This window comes from Mesorhizobium sp. BR1-1-13 (assembly GCF_020165515.1).
Lineage (GTDB): Bacteria > Pseudomonadota > Alphaproteobacteria > Rhizobiales > Rhizobiaceae > Mesorhizobium.
This window is the reverse complement of the sequence record NZ_JAIUIH010000004.1, coordinates 558,819-581,726: the sequence shown is the minus strand read 5'-3', so window position 1 is coordinate 581,726 and position 22,908 is coordinate 558,819. Positions and strand designations below refer to the sequence as shown.

Here is a 22,908-nt window from a genome sequence, read left to right as displayed (position 1 = left end):
CATGAATACGGTCTGGCGCATCCTTCGTATTTTTCTCTACACGCTGCTGATCGTGGTAGCAGGCGCCATCGGCGCGCTTTTCGTGCTGACCAAGACCGAGCGTGGACGCGACAATCTCGCCGGCATCATTTCGCGCGTGGCCTCGAGCGACGAGAGTAAGGTCACCGTCAGCGGCATCGACGGTATCTGGTCGGGCGCGCTCAGTGTCGACCATGTCGTGCTGGAGGACCGCGAGGGCGTCTGGCTGGTGGCACGCAGGGTGGCCATCGACTGGTCGCCGCTGACGCTGTTGTCCAAAAACTTCAGCGCCGACCGCATCGCAGCGGAGCGCATCGAACTTGCGCGTCTGCCGGTGGCCGGCACGCAGCAGCCGGCGCAAGGCGGCGCGACGACGCTGCCGGTTTCCATTGATATCAGGCAGATCGACTTGCCGGAAGTCGCGCTCGGCCAGCAACTGGCCGGCAGCGGCATCGCCGAACTCGCCGCCAAGGCCTCGGTGAAGGCCGACGCCGCACCGCTGTCGGTCGAGACGGTGCTCAACATTACCCGCCATGACGGCAAACAGGGCAACGTCGACGCGCAGATCCATTTCGCGCCAGCGGACAACAAGCTCGACCTCAACCTCAAGGCGTCGGAACCGGCCGGCGGCATCATCGCCAATCTGCTCAACCTGCCGGACACGCCGCCGGTCGACATCGTCGTCTCGGGCACCGGGCCGCTGGCCAACTGGAGTGGCGTCGGCACCTTCCTTGTCGATCACCGGATCGTCACACAGCTCACCGGTCGCCATCAGCTCACCGACAAAGGCAACTATCTCGAAGCCAAGGGGGACGGCGATTTCGCCCGCTTCCTGCCGGAGAACCTGAAACCATTGTTTGCCGGAAAGACCAGCTTCGATATGGCGGGCACCGCCACGTCAGCGGGCGGGATCAGTGTCGACCGGGCCAACATCGATAGCGATGCCATGCACGGCACCGCGACCGGTATCGTCGATCCTGCCGGAGCCAGCGATCTTTCGGTCGAACTCGCCGCCAAGGGGCCGCCCGTGGTCATCAGCGTCGGCAGCAAGGCGCAGCCGATCACGCTGGCGATCAAGAATGCCACCGCCCGGGCGTTCGGCGACGGCAAGGCGCCGATCGTCGACATCGGCGCCTCCTTCGTTTCGATCGTCGCCGGCGGCACGCGGCTGGACGACCTGGCGGCGCAGATACACTCCGACGGTTTCGACATCCAGAACCGCACCGGTCCGGTTGCCGTCAAGCTTGGGGCCGGCGGCCTGAAAACCGACGTCGCGACGCTGGCGCCCCTGGTCACTGGGAAGGTCGATGTCGGCCTGGCTGGTTCCCTCAGCAAGGACACCATTGTCATCGATCAGGGCACGCTTCGGTCCGATGCGCTCAATGCCTCGCTGACGGCGACCGTGGCACTCGCCGACCTGTCGATGCAGCTCAAGATGAATGCCGATGCCGTGGCGACCGCCTTCCCGCAGCAGATCGCCTCGGTGCTCGGCGGGCGGGTGAAGTTCTCGGCCACAGCGTCGCGCGATCCGCAGGGCTCGTTCGCCGCCAACTCGATCGAACTCACATCCGGTTCGCTCAGCGCCAGCGGTACCGCCAGCATGCAAGGTACCGACATACTGGCCGATATCAAAGGCAGGCTGGGTGATGTTTCGGTGCTGTCGCCAACGGTCGGCGTCCCGGTCGAGGGCGGTGTCGATTTTGCCCTGTCGGCAAGCGGCGCCATGACCGCGCCGGATTTCACTGTCTCCGCCGACAGCGATAGCCTGACGGCCTCGGGCCGCACGGTGAAGGCGATCAAGCTGACCGCCAGCGGCAAGGCCGACATTGCTAACCCTTCCGCCAATGTCTCGCTGACAGGCGCCGTCAACGACCAGCCGCTCGACATCAAGGCGGCGTTGGTGACGAGCGAAGGCAAGCGCTCGATCAACGGCTTTGCGGTGTCACTGGGCGACAACAAGGTGTCGGGCGATCTGGCGCTGGATGACAAGTTCATGCCGCTGGGCACGCTCGTTCTTGCTGCGCCTGCCATCGATCAGCTTGCGGCGCTGGCCGGCCAGGCGGTGACCGGCGACATCAACGGCACCATTCGCTTTGCCAAGAGTGGCGACGCGCCCTCGGTTGCCATTGACGCCACGAGCACGTCGATCGCGCGCGGCGAGGTGACGGCGAGCACAATCGCCGTCAATGCCCTGATTGCCAACTATCTCAAGGCGCCGGCGATTTCAGGCTCGATCAAGGCCGATGCTGTCACGTCGGGGACCACCCAAGTCGGCGGCATCGTCGTCGATCTGAAGCGCGACGGCGACTGGACGAATTTTGCCGGTGCCGCCACCGTATCAGGTATTCCAGCGAAGGCGGCGGGACGGGTGAAGATCGCCGGTGGCGTCACCAGCGTCGAGATCGCCTCGGGCGAGGCGACGGTTCGCGGCATCAAGGCGGCGATTGCCGAGCCGTCGACGCTCAGCATCGCCGACGGCACCACCAGCATCGAAAAATTGGCGCTCGATGTCGGCGGCGGCTCGGTGGCGCTGTCCGGCACCGCCGGCCAGACGCTCGATCTCGCGGCAAAGGTCTCCGCCTTGCCGGCTGCCCTTGCCGACGCCTTTTCGCCCGGCCTCGATGCCGCTGGAACGCTTGATGGCAGTGCCGAGATAACAGGCTCGCCGTCCGCTCCGGACGTCCGGTTCAACGTGCAACTGGCCGGCGCCGAAACCAGCCAGACCCGCCAGGCCGGGCTCGGGCAGCTCGCAGTCGACGCGGCCGGCAGCTACACCATGGCCGGCGGCGTCGTCCTCGACCACGCGACGCTCTCCGGTGACAAGGTTTCCGGTCAAGCCGCCGGCACGATCAATCCGAACGGCGCCAGCGATTTCGCCCTCGACCTCGTCTCGTCCGGTCCAAGCCTGCCGCTCACGGTCGGAAGCGCCGAGAGTCCTGTCAAGATCGAGGTCCGGTCGCTGTCGGCAAAGGTGGCGGGCGAGAGCACGCGGGCCCGACTGGATATGTCCGCGATCCTGCCCTCGATCGCCACGAGACCGGCGAAGGTGGACGGGCTGAGCCTGGCGTTGCACTCGGATGCGTTCGATCTGAAGAACCGCGCCGGGCCGGTTTCGGGCACGGTTTCGGTGGATAGGGTGGGGCTCGACAATCCCACCATCGCGCCGCTGATCGCCGGCAAGGTCACGGCCGCGCTCAGCGGGCGCCTGTCAGCCGACGCTGTCGCCATCGACAGCGGCTCGCTTAAAAGCGACGCGCTCAACAGCCAGGTCGCCGGCCTGGTGTCGTTGCGTGACGGCGCCATCGACCTCAAGCTGAAGGCGGATGCCCCATCGTCGGCCCTGCCGACCGCTGCGCGCGGCATGCTTGGCGAGCGGGCGCAACTGAGCGCCACGCTGAAGCGCGAGCCTAACGGCAATATCGCCATAAGCGGATTGACGCTGGCCTCCGGCGCGCTGACCGCACAGGGGCAGGCGAGTCTTGCCGGCAATACGCTGGCCGCCGACATAAAAGGCGCACTGGGCGACGTTTCGCTGCTGTCCAAGGATGCCAGAGGCGCTATCGCCTTTGCGCTGAATGCGCAGGGGCCGGCGACCGCGCCGGATCTGTCGCTGACTGTCGACAGCGACAAGCTTTCGGTGGCGTCGCGCGAGATCACCGGGCTCAGACTCACCGCCACCGGCAAGGCCGACGCGGCCAAGCCGGCGGCCAATGTGCAACTGACAGGCAATGTCGCGGGCCAACCCTTGCAAGGCAGTGCGGTGCTGGCGACTGCGGACGGCAAGAGCGCCATCAATGGCCTGCTTTTGTCGCTGGGCCAAAACAGGATTTCCGGCGACCTAGCGCTGGACGACAAATTCGTACCCGAAGGCACGATCTCGCTCGAGCTGCCCGATATCGGGCCGCTTGCCGCACTGGCGCTGGAAAAAGCGGAAGGCGACGTGCGCGGCACGATTGCATTCTCGAAGAACGGCGCCGCACCGCAAGTCGCCATCAAGGCGAGGACCGCCTCGGTCACGCGCGGCGACCTTCAGGCGAAGGCCGTGTCGATCGACGCCTTGATCGCCAATTACCTCGCCGCGCCAGTCATCTCCGGAAAAATCCATGCCGACACCGTCACATCGGGCGGCACGGTGATCCGCGGCATCGACGTCGACCTGAAGCGTGACGGCGACTGGACCGGCTTTTCCGGCGGCGCAACGGTGAAAGGAATACCGGCAAAGGCCGTGGGCCGCGTAAAAGCCGCCAACGGCACGACGATCATAGAGCTTGCTTCCGGCGAGGCGACCGTCCAGGGCATAAAGGCCGCCATCGCGCAGGCTTCGACCGTCACCATCGCCAATGGCACGACAACGCTGGATAGGCTGGTGCTCAACCTGGGCGGCGGCACGGCGACGGTGACCGGCAAGATCGGGCAGGCGCTCGACATCAATGCGGCGCTGGCGCGGGTGCCGATCTCGCTTGCCAACAGTTTCTCGCGGGGTCTCGATGCCGCCGGTTCGATTTCGGGCACGGTGAAGGTCACCGGGGCGCCAGCCAGCCCCAGTGCGGCGTTCAACCTCGACGCGACCGGCGTGCAGACTTCGCAGACCCGCGGCGCGGGTGTCGGTGCAGTGAGTGTTTCTTCCTCGGGTACCTTTGCCGGCAACAAGCTGACCTTCAACGCCAATGTCAGCGATGGAGCCGGCCTTGGCCTCAAGGGGGGCGGCACGGTGACGACATCGGGCACGCCGGCGCTCGCGCTCGACTTCAATGGCGCCGTGCCGTTCGGCATCCTCAGTCAGAAGCTCGCCGCGCAAGGCCTGTCGCTGACGGGGACCGCCAATGTCAATGTGCAGGTGCGCGGCCCCGCGACATCGCCCGTTATCGGCGGCAGCATCAGCACGTCGGGCGCCCGCCTGCTCGACGCGCGTTCCGGGCTTGCCGTCAACGACATCGCAGCCGAAATCGCGATCGGCAATGGTGTCGCCAGGATCAACCGCCTGACCGGGACGTTGTCGACGCGCGGCAGCCTGTCGGCCAGCGGCACGGTCGGCATCAATCCGGCGCAGGGGTTCCCGGCCGACCTGTCGATCAAGCTCACCGACGGCCGCTACACCGATGGGCGGGTGGTCACCGCCAATCTTGGCGGCGACCTGACGATCAAGGGACCGCTGACGTCGGCGCCGGTGATTGCCGGCACCGTCAACCTCGCCAAGACCGTCATCACCGTTCCGGACAAATTACCGGGGTCGCTCTCGGCCCTCGACGTTAGGCACAAGAACGCGCCCGGCGCGGTGAGGGCGCAGGACAAGGCACTGCGCCCGGCCACGACCAGCGGCAAGAGCGGCGGCAGTGGCCTGGCGCTCGACGTCACCGTCAACGCCCCGAACCAGATCTTCATCCAGGGCAGAGGGGTGGACGCCGAACTCGGCGGCTCGCTCAGGCTGACCGGTCCGGCCTCCTCGCCGCAAGCGGTGGGCACTTTCACGCTGCAACGCGGGCGGCTGTCGATCCTCGGAAAGCGGCTGACCTTCACCGAGGGCACGGTCGGTTTTTCCGGCTCGCTGGTGCCTTATCTCAACCTGACCGCGACAACGACCACGAGCAGCGCCACCGTCACCATCGTGGTGTCGGGCGAGGCGACCAATCCGAAATTCACCTTCACCTCGGTGCCGGCGCTGCCCGAGGACGAGGTGCTGGCGCAGTTGATCTTCGGGCGCTCCATGTCGAACCTGTCGCCGCTGCAGATCGCGCAACTGGCCGAAGCCGCCGGACAGTTGGCCGGCGTCGGCGGCTCGACGTCGCTGCTCGAAAACCTGCGCAGCGCGATCGGCGTCGATGATCTCGATGTCACCGCGGACGAGAAGGGCGGCACGGCGGTTTCTGCCGGCAAGTACCTCAACGACCGCACCTATGTAACCATCCAGAAGGGCGACAAGCCGGGCTCGGGCAAGGCCATGATCGACCTCAATGTCGGGCGCGGCGTCAAACTGCGCGGCGAGGCAACGGACGCCGGCGAAGCCAAGGGCGGCATCTTCTACGAGAAGGAATATTGAAGCAGGACATGGGCTGGCCCTCATCCCGGCGAGGGCTGGCACTGTCGCAAACCGCGTCAATGTCTCAGTTTAATCGCCCGAAGAGATTTAGGGGAAATCCGTCGCGCACTAGCAATTTTGCGCCAAGACTGTCGCTATCACGCGAACCGCTCCCCCTCCAAAGTTGCACATTCGTCGATATGTTCCCAATCCATGCCGTCTTTGACATCATGGCCTGGATGCGGAATGTTAATCGGCGGAAAGCCAACAATGGGAGTTAGTCATGACAATCTACAAGAGTAATGGCGACAGCGTTCCGGATCACATCCTGGCCATGGCCGAAGAAGCCAAGTCGGGTAAGGTCGATCGCCGCGAATTCCTCGCGCTTGCCAGCGTCTTCGGCGCTTCGACGGCCATGGCCTATGGCCTGCTGGGGCTCGCCGCCCCGACGCCGGCCAAGGCCGAGGAGGTGCAGGGAAAGAAAGGCGGCGTGCTCAAGGTGGCAATGTCGGTCAAGGATCCCAAGGATCCGCGCACGGCCGACTGGTCGGAAATCTCCAATGCCGAGCGGCAGGCGCTCGAGCCGCTGGTGAAATACACCCACCAGTACACATTCGCGCCCTATCTCCTGGAAAGCTGGGACATCAATGACGACGCCACCGAGTACACGCTGCATGTGCGGCCGGGCGTCGAGTGGAACAATGGCGACAAGTTCACCGCCGACGACGTGATCTACAATTTCACCCGCTGGGCCGACAAGGCCGCGGAAGGCAACTCCATGCCGGGCCGCCTCGGCAGCCTCGTCGACGACAGCACAAAGAAATTGCGCGAGGGGTCGGTCATCAAGGTCGACGACATGACCGTCAAGCTGAAGCTCACCAAACCCGATATCGCCATCATTCCCAACCTGACCGACTATCCGGCATTGGTGGTGCACAAGAGCTTCGACGAGAAGGGCGCCAACTTCAAGAACTGCCCGATCGGTACGGGTCCGTTCGAGCTGGTCTCCTATGACGTCGGCCAGAAAGTCGTCTACAAGCGCCGCGAGACCGGCAAGTGGTGGCAGGGGGAAGCCTTCCTCGATGGCGTCGAGTTCATCGACTACGGCACCGATCCGGCCGCAACGGTCTCGGCCTTCGAATCGGGCGAAGTTCAGACCAACCATGAGACGACCGCCGACTACGTCAAGATCATCGCAGACGTCGGCGCGCCGCCTTCCGAGGTCGTGACCGCCGCCACCGTGGTGTCGCGCTTCAATGTCAACGCCAAGCCTTATGGCGACCAGAAGGTGCGTCAGGCGATGTGCCTGGCCGTCGACAATTCGGTGGTGCTGCAGCTCGGCTACGGCAATGCCGGCACGCCGGCCGAGAACCACCATGTCGCGCCGATCCATCCCGAATATGTCGAGCTGCCCAAGATCAAGCGCGACATCGCCAAGGCCAAGCAGATGCTGACGGAAGCCGGCGTGATCGATTTCGAACACGAGCTGATCAGCAACGACGAGGACTACCACAAGAACACCACGGACGCGATCGCGGCCCAACTGCGCGAGGCCGGCATCAAGGTGAAGCGCACCGTGCTGCCGAGCTCGACCTTCTGGAACGACTGGACGAAATATCCGTTCTCGGAAACCAACTGGAACATGCGTCCGCTTGGCATCCAGGTCATCGCTATCGCCTACCGCTCGGGTGAAGCCTGGAACGAGACGGCCTACGCCAATCCGGACTTCGACAAGAAGGTCAACGAGGCGCTCGGGATCGCCGACGCGGAGAAGCGCAAGGTGGTGATGAAGGACATCGAGCAGATGCTGCAGGATTCCGGCATCATCATCCAGCCTTACTGGCGCAAGCTCTACATCAACATCAAGCCCGAGGTGAAGAACCACTCGATGCACCCCACCTACGAGCACGACTTCGGCAAGGTCTGGCTCGATCAGGCGTGACCCACAGCCTGCCGGGAGCGGGGCGCCAGCGCCTTTCGCTCCGCGGCATCGCCGCCGTTGCATTGGGTGCAGCGGCGGCGTGACGTCACAAGGTTTTTGATACAGGGTTGAACCTATCTGACCCCAACCCGGCCGGCAGGGGGGTACAATGTTCTCATTCATCGCCAGACGCATCGGCACGATACTGCTCACGATGCTGTGCCTGACGCTGGTCGTCTTCTTCCTCGTCAATCTGGAACCCAACCTGAAGAAGCTGGCGATCAGCCAGACCGAGATGCACACTTCGGCCGAACAGCTGGAAAGCTGGCTGGTCAATCATGGCTACCGGCAGAACTTCTTCGTGCGCTACGGCCAGTGGCTCGGCGTCCTGCCCAAGCAGCCGGTAACCGATCCGGCAACCGGCAAACCGGCGCAGCGCTTCTCCTTCTGCAACGATCCGGCCGAGCCGAAGTTCTCCGGCGTGCTCCAGGGTGATTTCGGCTGCTCGACCAAATTCAAGACCACGGTGGGGGCCAAGCTGTTCCCGGCACTCGGCGCCACAGGCGTCCTGATGTTCTGCGTGCTGGCGGTGATGGTGCCGGTCTCGCTGCTGATCGGCATCCTGGCCGGCATGCGCGAGGGGTCGCGCACCGACCGGGTGCTGTCGGTCGCCTCGATCGCCTCGACGGCGACGCCCGAATATGTATCGGGCGTCATCTTTACCGTCATCTTCGCCTCCTGGCTTGGCTGGCTGAACGGATCCGCCGCATCGGCAAGCCAGGGCATCACCTTCTATAACTTCACGCTGCCGGTGATCACGCTGGCCATCTACGGCATCGGCTACATCGCGCGCATGACGCGTGCCTCGATGGTCGAGGTGATGACGCAGCAATATATCCGCACCGCCCGGCTGAAGGGCCTTTCCTTCAAAAGCGTGGTGGTCAAGCATGCGCTGCGCAACGCTCTGATCGCGCCCTTCACGGTGATCATGCTGCAGTTTCCGTGGCTGCTCACCGGCGTCGTCATCGTCGAGGTGATGTTCCGCTATCAGGGCTTCGGCTACACGCTGGTCGAGGCCGCCGGCAACAATGACATCGACCTTTTGCTCGGTTGCTCGCTGGTCTCGGTTTTCATCGTCCTGATCACGCAGCTCATTTCCGATGTCGGCTACGCGTTCCTCAATCCGCGCATTCGGGTTCAGTAGGGGAGACGGCGCATGCAAGCCCAATATATCGGCGCCTCCACCGTCGTCCTCGAAGTGCTCTGGCGCTTCTGGCCGGTCTGGCTCGCGCTTCTCATCGTCATGGGCGCGAGCTTCCTCTACAAGAAGAAGCTAGCTCTCTACGGCCAACTGTTCGACAGCGGCGTCGGCATGGCGGGGGTGGCCATCTGCCTGTTCTGGCTGTTCACGGCGATCTTCGCCTCGACCATCTCGCCTTTCGATCCGCTCGGCCAGATTCCCATCATGAAGGATACGCTGCCCGGAGCCATCGAACCGCAATCGGGCCTCGCCTATCTGTTCGGTGGCGACAAGCTCGCCCGCGACGTCTTTTCACGCATGGTCTATGGCAGCCAGATCGTACTGATCATCGCGCCGGCGGCGACCGGCTTCGCGCTCATGGTCGGCATCACGCTCGGCCTGCCGGCCGGCTATTATGGCGGCAAGATCGATACCGTGCTGTCGTTCCTGGCCAATCTCGTGCTGGCCTTCCCAGTTATCCTGCTGTTTTACCTCCTGGTGACGCCGGGCATCATGGACACGCCGATCCCCTACGCGCTGGCCGGCGTCTTCTTCCTGTTCCCGATCATTTTCTTCTGCGTGCTGTTCTGGACGCGCTACAAGAACCGTTCCGACCGGATCTACATCCTGCTCGGACTGACGCTGGTGGTCGGCGGCTGGATCTATGCCGGCCTGGTGTTCGATGCCGACCCGCTGAAGATCGTGCACATCGATCCCAACCAGCTCAACATCTTCGTGGCGGTGGTGTTCGCCTCCAGCCCGGGCGTGTTCCGCATCGTTCGTGGCCTGACCATGGATATCAAGACGCGCGACTATGTGGCGGCGGCCCAGACGCGCGGTGAATCGCCATGGTACATCATGCTGTGGGAGATCCTGCCCAATGCACGCGGACCGCTGATCGTCGATGCCTGCCTGCGCATCGGCTACACCACCATCCTGCTCGGCACGCTGGGCTATTTCGGCCTCGGGCTGGCGCCGGAAAGTCCCGACTGGGGCACCGCGATCAAGGATGCCAGCCGGCTGCTGCGTTCCTTCATCCACCCGGCACTGCCGCCGACGATCGCGCTGATGTCGTTCGTACTGGGGCTAAACCTGCTCGCCGATTCCCTGCGCGAGCAATCGATGAAGGATTGATGGCGGGGTCCTCGACCCTACTTGCCCGGAAAAACCAAGGATTGGAGCGACCCATGAACGAGGCAGTTCGAAATCCGGCCAGGCCGAACAATGGGCCGATCATCGAGATCGAGAACCTGTCGATCTCCTTCTTCACCCGCAAGGGCGAGATACCGGCCGTGATGGATTTTTCCTGCACGGTCATGCCCGGCGAAGCGATGGGCATTGTCGGCGAATCCGGCTGCGGCAAGTCGACCGTGTCGCTCGGCATCATGCGTGATCTCTCCAACATCGGGAAGATCGTCGGCGGCAAGATCAAGTTCCAGGGCAAGGACATGGGCGAGCTCTCCGAGGAGGAGCTGCGCAGCATCCGCGGCAACAAGATCGCCATGATCTACCAGGAGCCGATGGCGAGCCTGAACCCGGCGATGAAGATCGGCCAGCAGCTAATGGAAGTGCCCCTGATCCACGACAAGGTGTCGAAGGAAGAGGCCTATAAACGTGCGCTCGAAATGGTGCGCTCGGTGAAGCTTCCCGATCCGGAACGCATGATGCGCTCCTATCCGCACCAGCTTTCGGGCGGCCAGCAGCAGCGCATCGTCATCGCCATGGCGCTGCTGTCGAAGCCGGCGTTGCTTCTCCTCGACGAGCCGACGACGGCGCTCGACGTAACGGTGGAGGCGGGCATCGTCGAACTGGTCAAGGGGCTGGGCGAGAAGTTCGGCACCTCGATGATCTTCGTGTCGCACAACCTTGGCCTGATCCTGGAGACCTGCGACCGCATTACGGTGATGTATTCGGGCGAGGCCGTCGAGACCGGCAAGATCAAGGACGTGTTCGACCGGATGCGCCATCCCTATACGCAGGGCCTTTTCCGCTCGATTCCGCTGCCGGGCGCCGACAAGAACTCGCGGCCGCTGATCTCGATCCCCGGCCAGCTGCCCCTGCCGCATGAGCGGCCGAAGGGCTGTAATTTCGGCCCGCGCTGCCACCATTTCGTCGAGGGCGTCTGCAACGCCGCCGAAATCCCGATGATTGAAGTCGCGGGACATGAAGGTCATTTCTCGCGCTGCGTGCGCTTCAACGAAATCGATTGGGACGCCCTGCCGCCCGGTGCCAAGAAGGTCAATGAGAAGGTCGTGCCTGGCGCACCGGTACTCAAGATCGAGGACCTGAGAAAATACTACAAGGTTGGCGGCAGCGAGGTGTTCGGCTCAAGCGAGGGCCGCGTCGTCAAAGCCAACGAGACGATTTCGTTCACCGCGCGAGAATCCGAAACCGTCGCCATTGTCGGCGAATCCGGCTGCGGAAAATCGACGCTGGCCAAAGTGCTGCTCGGGCTCGAGACGGCGAGCTCTGGCAAGGTCACGCTCGCCAACAAGGAAATCCAGTCGACCGGCATCGAGAGCCGCAGCGTCGACACTGTGTCGTCGATCCAGATGGTATTCCAGAACCCGTTCGATACGCTCAACCCCAGCCATTCGGTCGGCTCGCAGATCATCCGCACACTGGAGAAATTCAACGTCGGCAAGACCGTCGCCGACCGGCGCAAGCGCATGCTGGAATTGCTCGACCTGGTGAAGCTGCCGCGCGCCTTCGAGAGCCGCAAGCCACGCCAGCTTTCGGGTGGCCAGAAGCAGCGCATCGGTGTGGCGCGCGCCTTTGCCGGCGATGCCAAGGTGGTGGTGGCCGACGAACCGGTCTCGGCGCTCGACGTGTCGGTCCAGGCGGCGGTGACTGAGCTGCTGATGGACATCCAGCGCAAGAACAAGACGACGATGCTGTTCATCAGCCACGATTTGTCGGTCGTGCGCTATATCGCCGACCGGGTTGTCGTCATGTATCTCGGCTATATCGTCGAGCAAGGCACGACCGACCAGATCTTCGTGCCGCCCTATCATCCCTACACCGAGGCACTGCTTTCGGCGATCCCGATCGCCGACACCAGCGTGGTCAAGAAGCATATCGTGCTGGAGGGCGACATACCCTCGGCGATGAACCCGCCGACAGGCTGTCCATTCCAAACGCGCTGCGGCTACAAGAGACTGGTGCCGGATAATCTCTGCGAAACCAAGGTGCCGCCCGTCAAGAACCTGGGCAACGGGCACATGAGCCTGTGCTGGCTCTCGGACGACGTGCTGGCGACGATGGAGCCAGTGATCAAGTTCGACAAGCAGTATGCCGACCATGAGGGCGTGCCGGACGACGCGCCGCATGGTGCCGGCCCGGGCTTTGCCGGTCAGCCGCCCAGCCGACCACATGGCAAGACTGCCAGTGCGGAAGCCAGCGCGGTGGGAGAGGACGCCGAGGAAACCGAAGCCGTCTCAAAGGCCCGTCGTCATGAGGTCCGCGACGAGGTTTCGGAGACTGGTCGTCCGGCGACGGATGCCAACGCAACCTCTGCGCCGTTCACGCCAAGAACGCTTGGTGACGGCCGGCAGGCCGAGAGTGCATACGTTGCACCGCTTGCCCCGCCGGCTCGGCTGGCCGACGCAAGTGCCACCGACAAGAACCGTCCGACCGGCATCGCCAGGCCGATCAAACCCGACAATCTCAAGCTGATTTCGGGCGTCGGCCCGAAAACAGAAGGCATCCTCAACGACCTCGGCATCTTCACCTACGCCCAGGTCGCCGCGTGGAAAAAAGCCGAGCGCCAATGGGTCGACGACTATCTTAGATTCAAAGGCCGCATCGAGCGCGAGGACTGGGTCAAGCAGGCGAAGGCGCTCGCCAAGGGCGGCGAGGCGGAATACATCAAGGTGTTCGGCAGGGAGCCGCGCTGACCCACCGGCGCGCCTCTCAGCTGCCGCACTGCCTCAGCTGTTGGGCATAGTCGCGGGCCATCTTGTCGGTCGCCCGGGCATAGCCCTGGACGCCGGCGTCGCCACGGTTGCCGCGGCCATAGGCGGTCCAGCCGAGATAGTAGGCGAGGTAGAGATTGTAGGTGTCGTTGCGGGCGACGCCGTAAGTATCCGCTGTCTTGGAATGGTACCAGCCGACGAAATCGACGGCGTCGGCGAATTTGGTCCGGCGCGCCGCCCAGTTGCCGGTTTCGCTCTGATATTGCGACCATGTACCGTCCAGCGCCTGCGAGAAGCCTGTGGCCGACGAAACGTGCTTCCACGGGATGAAACCGAGCAGTTTGGTGCGCGGCGGCCGGGCGTTGCTCTTGAATCCGGATTCCTTGCGCACCGTTGCCATCAGAACGGGAACGGGCACGCCGTATTTCTGCTCGGCGCGTTCGGCGGCCGACTGCCAATTGTCGAACCAGCCGTCATTCTGGTCGAAGACGGCGCAGACATTGTTGATGTGGCTGGGGGCGGTCGCGCAGGCCGAAAGTGCCAGCAGCATACCAACCGCTACAATTTTACTAAAACTCGACCTACGCATCGGCAGAGCAATAGGCTCAAATCATAAAGGGAATCTTGCCGCGCCCGTTAACGCGTCGCCGACGCGGGCGGTTCGGAAAGTGCCATATTGATTGTCCGACATATCTTGTCGCTTTTTATAAATCAATGTTTCGAAAATGCCGCCTCGGTTAAAATCGCGCCCGCAAACGGCGTATTTCTGACAGCTGGCGCGGTTTGCCGAGGCTTTGATGCCTGATATGAACGAACCAAGACGCAAGCGCGGCGCCGAGCGCACCAGCAACCGGGGACCAGGGCCTATTCCGCAACTGCCGGCGAGGCGGGTGACCAATCCCTATCCGCCGATGGCCTTGCTGTCGCCCGACCAGATCGAGGCGATCCATCAGGCGTCGATGCACATATTGGAGAATTTCGGCATCGAGGTGATGAGCCCGCGGGCGCTGTCGCTGTTCGAGAAGGCCGGTGCCAACGTGGACCACGCGTCGGCGAACGTCCGCATCGACCGCGGCATGGTCGACGAGGCGCTGAAGACGACGCGATCCAAATATGCCCTTACACCGCGCAATTCGGCCAACGCCGTTCATCTCGGCGGCAACACAATCAATTTCACGCTCGTTGCGGGGCCGCCCAATGTGCACGACATGGCGCGCGGCCGCCGCCCCGGCAATTTGCGCGACTATGCGGATCTGACCCGGTTGGCGCAGCATTTCAACTGCGTGCACATGCTCGGCAACCAGGTCTGCGCACCGGTCGAATTGCCGGCCAATTCGCGCCATCTCGACACCTATTTCGCCAATCTGACGCTGACCGACAAAAGCTTCCATGTCTCGGCGATCGGCCGGGGCAGGGCGCTGGACGGGATCGAGATGATGGCGATCGCGCGCGGGCTGACGCTGGACCAGTTGCGCGACGATCCCGGCGTCGCCACCATCATCTCGGTCAACTCGCCGCGCCGTTTCGACGAGATGATGGCCGAGGGGCTGATGACGATGGCCGAATTCGGCCAGTCGGTGGCGGTGACGCCGTTCACGCTGATGGGCGCGATGAGCCCGGTGACGCTGGCGGGTGCTTTGGCGCAGCAGAATGCGGAAGCACTGTTCGGCGTCGTGCTGACGCAACTTGTGCGTCCGGGCGCGCCGGTCATGTATGGCGCCTTCACCTCCAATGTCGACATGAAGTCGGGCGCGCCGGCCTTCGGCACGCCTGAAAACACCAAGGCCAACATCGCGTCGGGGCAATTGGCACGGCGTTACGGGCTACCCTACCGGACAACGCCGGGCTCGGCCTCCAACGCCGCCGATGCGCAAGGCGCCTACGAGACGCTAATGGCGCTGTGGGGCGCGGTGCTCGGCCACGGCAACCTCGTCTATCACGCCGCCGGCTGGCAGGAGGGCGGGCTGACTGCGTCGTTCGAGAAATTCATCATCGACGTCGAAATGATCCAGCACATGATGGAGTTTTTGCGCCCGATCGTGGTCGATGAAGCCGAGCTTGCCGTCGAGGCGCTGGGCGCGGTGCCGACCGGCGGGCATTTCTTCGGCGAGCCGCACACGCTGGAACGTTATGCGACGGCCTTCTATCAGCCAATGCTTTCGAACTGGCAGAATTTTGAAGCCTGGCAGGAAGCCGGCGGCCTCGACGCAACCGCGCGCGCCACGCGGTTGTGGAAGAAGGCGCTCGAAGACTATGTCGAGCCTCCGATGGACATCGCCGTGCGCGAAGCGCTGGAGGCCTACGTGGCCAAGCGCAAGGAAGCGATTGGGGCGGGCGAGCCGTGATGCGCCACGAACGTCCCGTTTTGAATCATCTAACCCATCCAACTCACTGATATCAGAGATAAAATCATGAAATCGCATGCAAAGGTCGTGATCATCGGCGGCGGGGTCGTCGGGTGTTCCGTGCTGTTCCATCTCGCCCGCCATGGCTGGACCGACGTCGTGCTTCTGGAGCGCGACGAGCTGACTTCAGGCTCGACGTGGCACGCGGCCGGCGGCATGCACACGATCAATGGCGATCCCAACGTCGCCAAGCTGCAGAAATACACGATCAACCTCTACAAGGAGATCGAGGAGCTTTCCGGCCAGGCGACCGGCGTGCATCTGACCGGCGGCGTGCTGCTGGCGGCGACCGAGGCGCGGCTCGACTGGCTGCGCGGCGTCGTCGCCAAGGGGCGCTATCTCGGCATCGATCTCGAAGAAATCTCGCCGAAAGAAGCGGCCGAACTGATGCCGCTGCTCGACCCCAAGCAGTTCGTCGGCGCTGTCCGCAACAAGGAGGACGGCCATCTCGATCCCTCCGGCGTCACTCATGCCTATGCCAAGGCTGCGCGTAAGCTGGGCGCCGAGGTCGAGCGCTTCACCAAGGTCGAGGACATCGTGCGGCGTCCCGACGGGCTGTGGCGTGTCATCACCAACAAGGGCGAGGTCGTGGCCGAGCATGTCGTCAACGCCGGTGGCCTTTGGGCGCGCGAGGTCGGCCGCATGGTCGGACTTGAACTACCGGTGATGGCCATGGAGCACATGTACCTGATCACCGAGGACATGCCGGAGGTCGCAGCCTGGAACGCCAAGACCGGCACCGAGATCATCCACGCCGTCGATTTCGACGGCGAGCTCTATCTGCGCCAGGAGCGCGGCGGCATGCTGATGGGCACCTATGAGAAGGCCAACAAGCCATGGTCGGAATTCTCGACGCCGTGGAATTTCGGCCACGAACTGCTGGAGCCGGACATCGACCGCATCGCACCGTCGCTGGAAGTCGGCTTCCGGCATTTCCCGGCCTTTCAGAACACCGGCATCAAGCAGATCATCAACGGACCCTTCACCTTCGCGCCCGACGGCAACCCGCTGGTCGGGCCGGTGCGCGGTTTGCCGGGCTTCTGGGTGGCCTGCGGCGTCATGGCCGGTTTCAGCCAGGGCGGCGGCGTTGGGCTCGCGCTGTCCAACTGGATGATCGAGGGCGATCCCGGCGCTGACATCTGGGCCATGGACGTCTCGCGTTATGGCGACTGGGCGACGATGGCCTACACCAATGCCAAGGTGCGCGAGAACTATTCCAGGCGCTTTTCGATCCGCTTCCCCAATGAGGAATTGCCCGTCGGGCGGCCGCTGAAGACGACGCCGGTCTACGACCTGCTGTCGGCCAAGGGCGCGCAATGGGGCGTGTCCTATGGGCTGGAAGTGCCGCTCTGGTACGCGCCCGTAGGCGTCAGGGACGAGTTCTCGTGGCGCCGCTCGAGCGATTTCGCCCATGTCGGCAGGGAGGTTGCAAATGTTCGCGGGGGCGTCGGCCTCGCCGAGATTTCGAACTTCGCCAAATATGGCGTGACAGGCGAGGGTGCTGCCGCATGGCTCGACCGGCTGCTTGCCTGCAAGCTGCCGAGGCCAGGCCGCATGACGCTGGCGCCTATGCTGAAGGAGGATGGCAAGCTCATCGGCGACTTCACGCTGGCCAATCTCGGCCCTCTTGATCGAGATGACGAGGAGTGGTTCATCGCCGGTTCCGGCATTGCCGAGCAATACCATATGCGCTGGTTCGAAAAGCATCTGCCCGCGGATGGTTCTGTCCGCATTGAGGCATCGGGCGCGAAACTCACCGGCCTTGCCGTCGCCGGGCCGAAAGCGCGGGACGTGCTGGCCAAGGTCACGCGGACGGACGTCTCGAACGCCACCTTTCCCTTCATGGCCATTGGCAAGATGGATATCGGCATGGCGCCGTGCCTTGTTGGCCGCGTCAGCTACACAGGTGATCTTGGCTATGAAATCTGGGTGGCGCCGGAATATCAGCGCGCGGCGTTCCAGGCGCTGATGGCGGCGGGCGAGGAGTTCGGCATAGGCCTGTTCGGCTCCCGCGCGCTGAACGCACTGCGGCTGGAAAAGAACTATGGCTCATGGGCGCGCGAATACCGGCCGATCTACGGACCGCTGGAGGCGGGGCTCGATCGCTTCGTCGCCTATGGCAAGGAGGCGGATTTCATTGGCAAGACCGGGGCGTTGGCAGAGCGCAAGCAGGGCGGCAGGCTCAGGCTGCGGGCCTTCATCGTCGAGGCTGCCGACGCCGATGTCATCGGCGACGAGCCGATCTGGTTCGGCGGCACGGTGCGTGGCTGGGTGACGTCAGGCGGCTATGCGCATCATTCAAGGAAATCGGTCGCCATGGGCTACGTGCCGAAGGAGATCGCCGAGGAGAGCGAAGGCTTCGAGATCGAAATCCTCGGCAAGCGCCGTGCCGCACGCATGCAGCCGGTACCGCTGTTCGACGCCAATTTGGAGCGGATGCGGGCGTGAACAATCCGCATCCGGCTCGCATCAGGCAGCACGGCGATTGTCGAGCGCAAAGGCGCCAGGGCCGGCGAAGAACAGATAGAGGAAGATGAAGCAGAACGAGATCGCCAAATCGCCGCCATTGTTGACCGGGAAGAAGCCGCGCGGCATGTGCGCCATGAAATAGGCGATCGCCATCTCGCCCGCCAGAAGGAAGGCGACTGGGCGGGTGAACAGCCCCAGCGCCAGCAGGATGCCGCCGGCGAACTCGAGAATGCCGGCTGTCAGCGTCAACCCGCTGAGGGCGTGGGGTTCGGCGCTTGCCGGGAAATTGAACAGCTTCTGGCTGCCATGCTCGACGAACTGCAGCGCGGTCATGATGCGCAGAACGCCGAGCGCCTGTGGCTGGTATCGCGCCAAGCCTTCGAAAAGCGCCATCTGAAACTCCGTTTTTCACCCCCAGGTTCGGCCTAGATTATCGCCCCGAGATGGACCATTCATTTCCCGCTACCTCACATCAACAATCGGTGATGCGAGATGTTCCGCAATGTGTCGATATTTTCCTCCTAGGGTTGCATTATTATCTCTATGGTTGTATCGATCTGTAGATAGTCGAAATCGTTTGGGGATCTCTCGCCATGAAAAAAGTCGTCATCAGCTTTTTCGCAATCCTTGCCGGCACCAGCTTCGCAATGGCCGAGGATGCCGGCTGCGAGGCGTTCAAATGGCCGGTAACGCGCGAGCAGGCGTTGTTCGCGGCGCCTCCTTCTGCTGCGTCGGGGACCGCGCTGGCGATCGGCGCTGCCGCCGATCTGGTCCTGGTGCCGGCCGAGACAGCGGAATTCGCCCTCCCGCCCGAACGTGCCCCGGCGCCTGGCACGTTCGGTGCCGTCGCCAGCATGGTTGTACCGCCGGAAGGGGGCATCCAGATAAGCCTGTCGGGCGAAGCCTGGATCGATGTCATTCAGGACGGCCATACTGTGAAATTGGCCGGCTACAGCGGGGTCAAGACCTGTCCGGACATTCGCAAGAGCGTTCGGTTCAAGCTTGCGCCCGGCCCGGCCACCGTCCAGTTCAGCGGTGCAAAAAAGGCAGGCCTGAAAGTCGCGGTGCTGACCCCGGAATAGCGCGGCGCCAAGCAGGGACACGGCCCTCAATCTTACGATCAAAGGCCGTCCTCCTGTGCGACGTTGAGCCCCTTACCGTCCGGGCGCCATCAGGGCGAAATGGGCGCCTTGCGGGTCCTGGCACTGCACGATCCAGCTGCCGCCGGGTACCTCCATCGGACCCATCAGTATCTTGCCGCCATTGTCGGTCACCCGTTTTGCCGCCGCGTCGATGGCGGTTACGTTGAAATAAAACTGCCAGACCGGCACCGGGATCTGTTCGGGTTTGTTCATGATGCCGCCACCGGATTCGGGGCCGGCCGCGAAGGTTTGATAGGTTCCCATCGGCCCCATGTCGAAATCGCCGGCATTGGTCCATCCGAACTGGCTGGAATAGAAGTCGAACGCGGCCTTCCAGTCGGTTGTATAAAGCTCGTGCCAGCCGATATGGCCCGGCGTGCTGGCCGGCACGACCGGCTGGTCGGGCCCGTTCGGCTGCAGGAACATGAAGGTCGCGCCTTGCGGATCGGCGACGACGGCGAAGCGGCCGACGCCCGGAATGTCGTCGGGCTGGCGATGAACGGCGCCGCCTGCTTTCTGCAACGACGCCGCGGCAGCGTCGACATCCCTGGTGTGGATATAGCCAAGCCAGGCGGGAGGCATGCCCATCTTGGCGGCATCCTCAGGCATCGTCATCAGCCCACCGACGCCACGCTCGCCGACATTCATGACGATGTAGCGCGGCATGCCGGGAGCATTGTCGAAGGGTTGCGCCATCCAGCCGACCACCTTGGTATAGAACGCCTCGGCGGCGTCGAGGTCTGATGTCATCAATTCGTACCAGAAAAAGGGCATTGGGGATTTCGGCATCGTCGGTCTCCTCACCTTTTGCGTCGATCGTCCTTCGATCCATCATAGGACGATCTTCGAGACGGAAATCCGACAGCGGAGGAAAAATTTGCGTGTCCCAGGCGCGCCGTGGCCGCGCCGGCCGCCTTGCGGAAAGCCTTTCTTCGAAGGTTCGATATTCGCGCATCACGGGCTTAAAACATGAACTGAAATATCATGTTTTATTCGAGCCTTTTCAGCGACTTATGTCGAAAATTGACCAATTGATAAAAAAATAAAACGTGCTAGCCTTTCCTAAAACGAAAACAAGGGGAACTGACGATGGCAGAAGGCCAATTCAGGGAAGGCATTGCAGGCGGCCGGCTGCCTGCCGATCAGTATGCGGACAATTTTTCCGACCTGCATCCGCCACTCGATCACCACGAGGCGCTGGTCGAATCCGATCGCTGCTATTTCTGCTACGACGCGCCGTGCATGAACGCATGCCCAACCTCGATCGACATTCCGCTGTTCATCCGCCAGATCTCCACGGGCAATCCGATCGGCTCGGCCAAGACCATTTTCGACCAGAACATTCTGGGCGGCATGTGCGCCCGCGTCTGTCCGACCGAGACCTTGTGCGAAGAGGTCTGCGTGCGCGAGGTGGCGGAAGGCAAGCCGGTGCAGATCGGGCGCTTGCAGCGCTACGCCACCGATATCGCGATGGCCGAGAACAAGCAGTTTTATGCACGCGCCGCGGCCACCGGCAAGACGATTGCCGTGGTCGGCGCCGGCCCGGCAGGACTCGCGGCGGCGCACCGGCTCGCCCGCCATGGCCATGATGTTACCATCCTGGAAGCGCGCCAGAAAGCCGGCGGCCTTAACGAGTATGGTATCGCCGCCTACAAGAGCGTCGACAATTTCGCCCAGGCCGAGGTCGACTACGTCACCTCGATCGGCGGGATCGACATGCAAAGCGGCAAAGCGCTCGGCCGCGACTACCAGCTGTCGGACCTGATCCGCAATTATGACGCGGTCTTTCTCGGCATGGGGCTTAGCGGCGTCAACGCGCTGCGCGCCGACGGGGAAGACGCCGACGGCGTCATCAATGCGGTGGAGTTCATTTCCGAACTGCGCCAGGCCAGCGATCTCTCGATGCTTCCGGTCGGCCGGCGCGTCGTCGTCATCGGCGGCGGTATGACGGCCATCGACGCCGCCGTGCAGTCGAAGCTGCTCGGCGCCGAAGAGGTGACGATCTGCTACCGGCGCGGCCAGGAACATATGAATGCTTCCGAATTCGAGCAGGATCTGGCGGCCGCCAACGGCGTCGTCATCCGACACTGGCTACAGCCGAAGCGGGTGATTGCCGAAGGCGGCAAGGTCAATGCCATCGAGCTCGAATATACCGCCATGAACGGCGACAGGCTTGCCGGCACCGGCGAGACGCTGACCCTCGTTGCCGACCAGGTATTCAAGGCGATCGGCCAGAGTTTCGTCCCCGCTGCGCTCAACGGCAGCGGTGCTGCGATCGAGCTCGAGGCCGGGCGCATCAAGGTCGATGCGGAAGGACGCACCTCGCTGGCCAAGGTCTGGGCCGGCGGCGATTGCATCTATGGCGGTGACGACCTGACCGTCTCGGCCGTGGCGCAAGGTCGTGATGCGGCGGAATCCATTCACCGGGCACTGACCTCGAACGGGAGGGCATGAGCATGGCAGATATCAGGAACAATTTCGTCGGCATCAAATCGCCCAATCCGTTCTGGCTGGCCTCGGCGCCGCCGACCGACAAGGCCTACAATGTCGTGCGCGCCTTCAAGGCTGGTTGGGGCGGTGTCGTCTGGAAGACGCTGGGCGAAGAGGGCCCGCCGGTGGTCAACGTCAACGGCCCACGCTACGGCGCGATCTGGGGCGCCGACCGGCGTCTGCTCGGCCTCAACAACATCGAGCTGATCACCGACCGCGACTTGCAGACCAATCTGCGCGAGATGAAGCAGGTCAAGATGGAGTGGCCCGACCGGGCGCTGATCGCCTCGATCATGGTGCCTTGCGTCGAGGAAAGCTGGAAGGCGATCCTGCCGCTTGTCGAGGAGACCGGCGCCGATGGCATCGAGCTCAATTTCGGCTGCCCGCACGGCATGTCGGAGCGCGGCATGGGCGCCGCCGTCGGCCAGGTTCCGGAATATATCGAAATGGTTGTGCGCTGGTGCAAGCAGTACACGCGCATGCCCGTCATCACCAAGCTGACGCCCAACGTCACCGATATCCGCAAGCCGGCGCGAGCAGCACACGCCGGCGGCAGCGACGCGGTGTCGCTGATCAACACCATCAACTCGATCACCGGCGTCGATCTCGACAGCTTCGCGCCGATGCCGACCATCGACGGCAAGGGTTCGCATGGCGGCTATTGCGGCCCGGCGGTGAAGCCGATCGCCATGAACATGGTGGCCGAGATCGCGCGCGACCCCGAAACGCAGGGGCTGCCGATCTCCGGCATTGGCGGCATCACCACCTGGCGCGACGCCGCTGAGTTCATGGCCCTCGGCGCGGGGAACGTGCAGGTGTGCACGGCGGCGATGACCTACGGCTTCAAGATCGTCCAGGAGATGATCGCCGGTCTCGAAAATTGGATGGACGAGAAGGGCCATCGCTCGCTCGACGACATCATCGGCCGTGCCACGCCCAATGTCACGGACTGGCAGTATCTCAACCTCAACTATGTCGCCAAGGCGCATATCGACCAGGATGCCTGCATCAAATGCGGCCGCTGCCACATCGCCTGCGAGGACACCTCGCATCAGGCGATCACCAGCATGGTCGACGGCGTCAGGCATTTCGAGGTGATCGAGGCCGAATGCGTCGGCTGCAATCTGTGCGTCAATGTCTGCCCGGTCGACAACTGCATCACCATGGAGCCGCTGGCCGCCGGGGTGATGGACCAGCGCACCGGCATGCCCGTGTCGCCGGTCTACGCCAACTGGACCACGCACCCGAACAACCCGATGGCCAAGGTGGCGGCGGAGTAGGGCGGAACAATCG

12 protein-coding genes and 1 pseudogene are annotated in these 22,908 nt (G+C 63.5%); 10 read left to right on the top strand and 3 right to left on the bottom strand.

The annotated features are described in order from the left end of the window. Position 1: 1 nt before the first annotated feature. From LB533_RS13480 to LB533_RS13460, 5 genes and pseudogenes are all read left to right on the top strand, one after another. Complete coding sequence (locus LB533_RS13480) at positions 2–6,055, top strand: translocation/assembly module TamB domain-containing protein (RefSeq protein WP_224677323.1); 6,054 nt, start codon at positions 2–4, stop codon at positions 6,053–6,055. A gap of 262 nt (positions 6,056–6,317) precedes the next feature. Further along, complete coding sequence (locus LB533_RS13475; RefSeq protein WP_140553015.1) at positions 6,318–7,976, top strand: ABC transporter substrate-binding protein; 1,659 nt, start codon at positions 6,318–6,320, stop codon at positions 7,974–7,976. Positions 7,977–8,124: 148 nt separating this feature from the next. Beyond that, positions 8,125–9,159, top strand: coding sequence for an ABC transporter permease (locus tag LB533_RS13470; RefSeq protein WP_140644267.1), 1,035 nt, complete (start codon positions 8,125–8,127; stop codon positions 9,157–9,159). Positions 9,160–9,171: 12 nt separating this feature from the next. Next, a complete protein-coding gene (locus LB533_RS13465) occupies positions 9,172–10,329 on the top strand; it encodes an ABC transporter permease (protein ID WP_140644265.1) in 1,158 nt (385 codons plus the stop codon). A 53-nt stretch (positions 10,330–10,382) separates the two neighbouring features. Continuing rightward, positions 10,383–12,680: pseudogene (locus LB533_RS13460) on the top strand (dipeptide ABC transporter ATP-binding protein); the annotation flags it as partial. A 427-nt stretch (positions 12,681–13,107) separates the two neighbouring features. On the opposite strand, the gene LB533_RS13455 reads toward LB533_RS13460, so the two are convergent. Further along, entirely contained in the window at positions 13,108–13,698 is a 591-nt protein-coding gene (locus LB533_RS13455; RefSeq protein WP_140553022.1) for a transglycosylase SLT domain-containing protein, read from the bottom strand. A gap of 217 nt (positions 13,699–13,915) precedes the next feature. Here LB533_RS13455 and LB533_RS13450 point away from each other — a divergent pair, with 217 nt between their 5' ends. Both LB533_RS13450 and LB533_RS13445 read left to right on the top strand, forming a co-directional pair. After that, entirely contained in the window at positions 13,916–15,454 is a 1,539-nt protein-coding gene (locus tag LB533_RS13450) for a trimethylamine methyltransferase family protein (protein WP_140644280.1), read from the top strand. Positions 15,455–15,520: 66 nt separating this feature from the next. Further along, complete coding sequence (locus tag LB533_RS13445; protein WP_224556452.1) at positions 15,521–17,962, top strand: FAD-dependent oxidoreductase; 2,442 nt, start codon at positions 15,521–15,523, stop codon at positions 17,960–17,962. A gap of 21 nt (positions 17,963–17,983) precedes the next feature. Here LB533_RS13445 and LB533_RS13440 read toward each other — a convergent pair whose 3' ends face one another. Continuing rightward, positions 17,984–18,376 (bottom strand): DoxX family protein, encoded by a 393-nt coding sequence (locus LB533_RS13440; protein ID WP_140644259.1) that lies wholly within the window; start codon positions 18,374–18,376, stop codon positions 17,984–17,986. Positions 18,377–18,576: 200 nt separating this feature from the next. On the opposite strand from LB533_RS13440, the gene LB533_RS13435 reads away from it, so the two are divergent. Continuing rightward, the gene (locus tag LB533_RS13435) at positions 18,577–19,065 is read left to right on the top strand and encodes a hypothetical protein (RefSeq protein WP_140644257.1); all 489 of its coding nucleotides are present in this window, start codon (positions 18,577–18,579) and stop codon (positions 19,063–19,065) included. A 72-nt stretch (positions 19,066–19,137) separates the two neighbouring features. Here LB533_RS13435 and LB533_RS13430 read toward each other — a convergent pair whose 3' ends face one another. Then, positions 19,138–19,914 (bottom strand): VOC family protein, encoded by a 777-nt coding sequence (locus tag LB533_RS13430; protein WP_140644255.1) that lies wholly within the window; start codon positions 19,912–19,914, stop codon positions 19,138–19,140. 300 nt (positions 19,915–20,214) lie between these two features. Between LB533_RS13430 and LB533_RS13425 the strand changes: the two genes are divergently transcribed. Next, positions 20,215–21,579, top strand: coding sequence for an NAD(P)-dependent oxidoreductase (locus LB533_RS13425; RefSeq protein WP_140644253.1), 1,365 nt, complete (start codon positions 20,215–20,217; stop codon positions 21,577–21,579). A 2-nt stretch (positions 21,580–21,581) separates the two neighbouring features. Continuing rightward, the gene (gene preA / locus LB533_RS13420; RefSeq protein ID WP_140644251.1) at positions 21,582–22,895 is read left to right on the top strand and encodes an NAD-dependent dihydropyrimidine dehydrogenase subunit PreA; all 1,314 of its coding nucleotides are present in this window, start codon (positions 21,582–21,584) and stop codon (positions 22,893–22,895) included. Positions 22,896–22,908 lie beyond the last annotated feature (13 nt).

What these genes read in the sequence shown, in the direction of transcription:
- LB533_RS13480 (WP_224677323.1), top strand. Translation starts at nt 2, where the DNA reads ATGAATACGGTCTGGCGCATCCTTCGTATTTTTCTCTACACGCTGCTG.
- LB533_RS13465 (WP_140644265.1), top strand. Translation starts at nt 9,172, where the DNA reads ATGCAAGCCCAATATATCGGCGCCTCCACCGTCGTCCTCGAAGTGCTC.
- LB533_RS13425 (WP_140644253.1), top strand. Translation starts at nt 20,215, where the DNA reads ATGGCAGAAGGCCAATTCAGGGAAGGCATTGCAGGCGGCCGGCTGCCT.
- LB533_RS13455 (WP_140553022.1), bottom strand. Translation starts at nt 13,698, where the DNA reads ATGCGTAGGTCGAGTTTTAGTAAAATTGTAGCGGTTGGTATGCTGCTG.
- LB533_RS13440 (WP_140644259.1), bottom strand. Translation starts at nt 18,376, where the DNA reads ATGGCGCTTTTCGAAGGCTTGGCGCGATACCAGCCACAGGCGCTCGGC.
- preA (WP_140644251.1), top strand. Translation starts at nt 21,582, where the DNA reads ATGGCAGATATCAGGAACAATTTCGTCGGCATCAAATCGCCCAATCCG.
- LB533_RS13470 (WP_140644267.1), top strand. Translation starts at nt 8,125, where the DNA reads ATGTTCTCATTCATCGCCAGACGCATCGGCACGATACTGCTCACGATG.
- LB533_RS13435 (WP_140644257.1), top strand. Translation starts at nt 18,577, where the DNA reads ATGAAAAAAGTCGTCATCAGCTTTTTCGCAATCCTTGCCGGCACCAGC.
- LB533_RS13450 (WP_140644280.1), top strand. Translation starts at nt 13,916, where the DNA reads ATGAACGAACCAAGACGCAAGCGCGGCGCCGAGCGCACCAGCAACCGG.
- LB533_RS13430 (WP_140644255.1), bottom strand. Translation starts at nt 19,914, where the DNA reads ATGCCGAAATCCCCAATGCCCTTTTTCTGGTACGAATTGATGACATCA.
- LB533_RS13475 (WP_140553015.1), top strand. Translation starts at nt 6,318, where the DNA reads ATGACAATCTACAAGAGTAATGGCGACAGCGTTCCGGATCACATCCTG.
- LB533_RS13445 (WP_224556452.1), top strand. Translation starts at nt 15,521, where the DNA reads ATGAAATCGCATGCAAAGGTCGTGATCATCGGCGGCGGGGTCGTCGGG.